Here is a 2,917-nt window from a genome sequence, read left to right as displayed (position 1 = left end):
CGGCCAGTGCGCACAAATGGGGCGGGCCGTCCGGGGTCGGACTGCTGGTGGTCCGCAAGGGTGTGCGGTTCGCGGCGCAAGGGCCGGTGGACGAGCGGGAGTCGGGGCGGGCGCCCGGTTTCGAGAACATCCCGGCGATCGTGGCGGCGGTCGCGTCGCTCCGGGCCGTGCGGGCCGAGGCGGCCGAGGAGGCACTGCGCCTGCGGGAGCTGGCGGACCGGATCCGGGCCCGGGTGCCGCGGCTGGTGCCCGACGTCGAGGTCGTCGGCGACCCGGTGCGTCGGCTGCCCGGGATCGTCACCTTCTCCTGTCTCTACGTCGACGGGGAGGCACTGCTGCACGAGCTGGACCGGGAGGGCTTCTCGGTCTCGTCCGGGTCGTCCTGCACGAGCAGCACGCTGACGCCCAGCCACGTCCTGCGGGCGATGGGCGTGCTGAGTGAGGGAAATGTGCGGGTTTCCCTGCCGGTGGGGGTGGCCGAGGAGGAGGTGGAGGGTTTCCTGGCCGTACTGCCCCGGACGGTGGCGGCCGTACGGGAGAAGCTCGGCGCGCCGGCCGCCTCGGAGGTGGTCCGCGAGGAGGACGTCCTGGTCGTCGACTCCCTCGGCAAGCGCTGCCCGATCCCGGTCATCGAGCTCGCCAAGGTCATCGGCGACGTACCCGTGGGGGGCCTGGTCCGGGTGCTGTCGGACGACGAGGCGGCCCGCCTGGACATCCCGGCGTGGTGCGAGATGAGGAACCAGGAGTACATGGGCGAGGAGCCGGCGGAAAAGGGAACGGCCTATGTGATCCGGCGGGTGAGCTGACCGACACCCTCTTCCGGCGGAGGCGGGGAACTGCGCGACCAGTCCCCACACCCCCTGCGGGCGGCGGATCAGCCCAGATGCCGCCGAACCTCTTCCGCGGCCTCGTCCCCGTACGCCTTGGTGAACCGCTCCATGAAGTGCCCGCGCCGCAGCTGGTACTCCTGCGTCCCCACCGTCTCGATGACGAGGGTCGCCAGCATGCAGCCGACCTGCGCGGCACGCTCCAGGGAGACACCCCAGGCGAGGCCCGACATGAAGCCCGCGCGGAACGCGTCGCCGACGCCCGTGGGGTCGGCCTTGCGCTCCTCGTCCGGCGTGCCGACCTCGATCGGGTCGTCACCGACCCGCTCGATGCGTACGCCGCGTGCGCCGAGGGTGGTCACACGGTGGCCCACCCTGGACAGGATCTCCTCGTCGCTCCAGCCGGTCTTGGTCTCGATGAGGCCCTTCTCGTACTCGTTGGAGAAGAGGTACGTGGCCCCGTCCAGCAGGATGCGGATCTCCTCGCCGTCCATCCGGGCGATCTGCTGGGAGAAGTCGGCGGCGAACGGGATGGACCGGGAGCGGCACTCCTCGGTGTGGCGGAGCATGGCCTCCGGGTCGTCGGCGCCGATGGAGACCAGGTCGAGGCCGCCGACTCGGTCGGCGACGGTCTTCAGCTCGATGAGACGCGCCTCGCTCATGGCGCCGGTGTAGAAGGAGCCGATCTGGTTGTGGTCGGCGTCGGTCGTGCACACGAAGCGGGCGGTGTGCAGCGTGTCGGAGATACGGACGGAGTCGGTGTCGACGCCGTGCCGCTCCAGCCAGGCGCGGTACTCGTCGAAGTCCGCGCCCGCGGCGCCGACCAGGATCGGGCGGGTGCCGAGCTGCCCCATGCCGAACGCGATGTTCGCGGCGACGCCGCCGCGGCGGACGTCGAGCTTGTCGACCAGGAACGACAGCGAGACCGTGTGCAGCTGGTCCGCTACGAGCTGGTCGGCGAAGCGGCCGGGGAAGGTCATGAGGTGGTCGGTGGCGATGGAGCCGGTGACTGCGATGCGCACGGCGTGGATTCTCCTGAGGGAGGCGGACCTTGACAGTTCACGCTATCGGGTGGGCGGGGCCGCTCTGAAGGCAGCGAAACTACCCGATAGTAGATCTTTCTCCGTGAGCTCGACCGTGCATACGGTGCCGCTATGACGAACCTCAAGGTCCACGCACCCGTTCCGGTCGATCTCGAAGGCGATCTGGCGTCGCTGGCCGGGGACGGTGCGCGGATGGCGCCGCACTGGGCGGTCCCCGACCGGGCCGCCTCCCGGCCGGTCTCCCCCGCCCTGATCCACGGCGTGTCCGTGCCCCCCGGGTCGGCGCGGCTGCTCGACGCCATGGAGGACTACGGGGACTGAACGGCGCACACGCGGGAACCGTGTGCTCCCCCGCTGCGTCCCATCGCTGTCCCCCGTAAAGGGGAGGCGGGATACGACCCACCAGCGGGCCCGTATGTGACGGGCCGGGTCCCATGGGACAGCTGTGCAGCCGAAGGAGCGATGCGGTGAACACCGAGCGACCCGACAACGACGACGACACCAGGGAAACGGGCGGCTCCAACGCCGACGCCCCGGAGGTCGAGGAGCCGGGTACGGCGGGGGCCGGGACATCGGCGGAGGCCGGGACGTCGGCGGAGGCCGGCGCGTCGGTAGAAGCCGGGGGGACGGCCGAAGCCGAGGTGTCGCCGGGTGCCACTGGCTCTGAGGAGACTTCCGAGGTCATCGAAGCCGCTGAGGCTTTCGAGGCCACTGAGGCATCTGAGGCCGCTGAGGCCGCTGAGACTTCCGAGCCTGCAGAGGCTGAGGCGGCCGGTGAGGCTGATGCGCCAGGTGAGGACACACGGGCCGATGGGGGCAGCGAGGGCAAGGCGGACCCGGCAGCCCCGGCAGCCGACGAGCCGGACACTCCGGAAGCCGGAACCACGGAGGCGGGGGCACCCCGGGACCGGCAGGACGACGGCGAGCGGGCCGCCGCCGCGGACGGCCGGGAGACAGGCGCCCAGCCGGTGCCGGCCCGCGAAACCGCCGCTGAAGCGGAAGTGCGGGGTGCGGAGGAAGACGCCCGCCCCGATGCCGCCCCGGCAC

General features: G+C 71.7%; 3 protein-coding genes and 1 pseudogene. 3 read left to right on the top strand and 1 reads right to left on the bottom strand.

All coding sequences use genetic code 11. The annotated features are described in order from the left end of the window. Window positions 1-806, top strand: an 806-nt coding sequence (locus C1J00_RS41420) for a cysteine desulfurase/sulfurtransferase TusA family protein (protein WP_146046371.1), incomplete at its 5' end; no start/stop codon positions are given. Between the two features lie 68 nt (window positions 807-874). Here C1J00_RS41420 and C1J00_RS41415 read toward each other — a convergent pair. After that, entirely contained in the window at window positions 875-1,849 is a 975-nt protein-coding gene (locus C1J00_RS41415; protein ID WP_102913977.1) for a carbohydrate kinase family protein, read from the bottom strand. Between the two features lie 132 nt (window positions 1,850-1,981). Between C1J00_RS41415 and C1J00_RS41410 the strand changes: the two genes are divergently transcribed. Both C1J00_RS41410 and C1J00_RS41400 read left to right on the top strand, forming a co-directional pair. Further along, the gene (locus C1J00_RS41410; protein WP_102913976.1) at window positions 1,982-2,191 is read left to right on the top strand and encodes a hypothetical protein; all 210 of its coding nucleotides are present in this window, start codon (window positions 1,982-1,984) and stop codon (window positions 2,189-2,191) included. 146 nt (window positions 2,192-2,337) lie between these two features. Then, a pseudogene (locus C1J00_RS41400) lies at window positions 2,338-2,917 on the top strand (hypothetical protein); the annotation flags it as partial.

The sequence above is a fragment of the Streptomyces cahuitamycinicus genome (assembly GCF_002891435.1).
In the GTDB taxonomy this organism is placed as follows: Bacteria; Actinomycetota; Actinomycetes; order Streptomycetales; family Streptomycetaceae; genus Streptomyces; species Streptomyces cahuitamycinicus.
Note: the sequence above shows the minus strand (reverse complement) of the source record. Positions and strands in the feature narration are given on the sequence as shown.

Bases quoted from the DNA above. Each gene is read 5' to 3' on its own strand.
- C1J00_RS41410 (WP_102913976.1), top strand. From the start codon at position 1,982: ATGACGAACCTCAAGGTCCACGCACCCGTTCCGGTCGATCTCGAAGGC.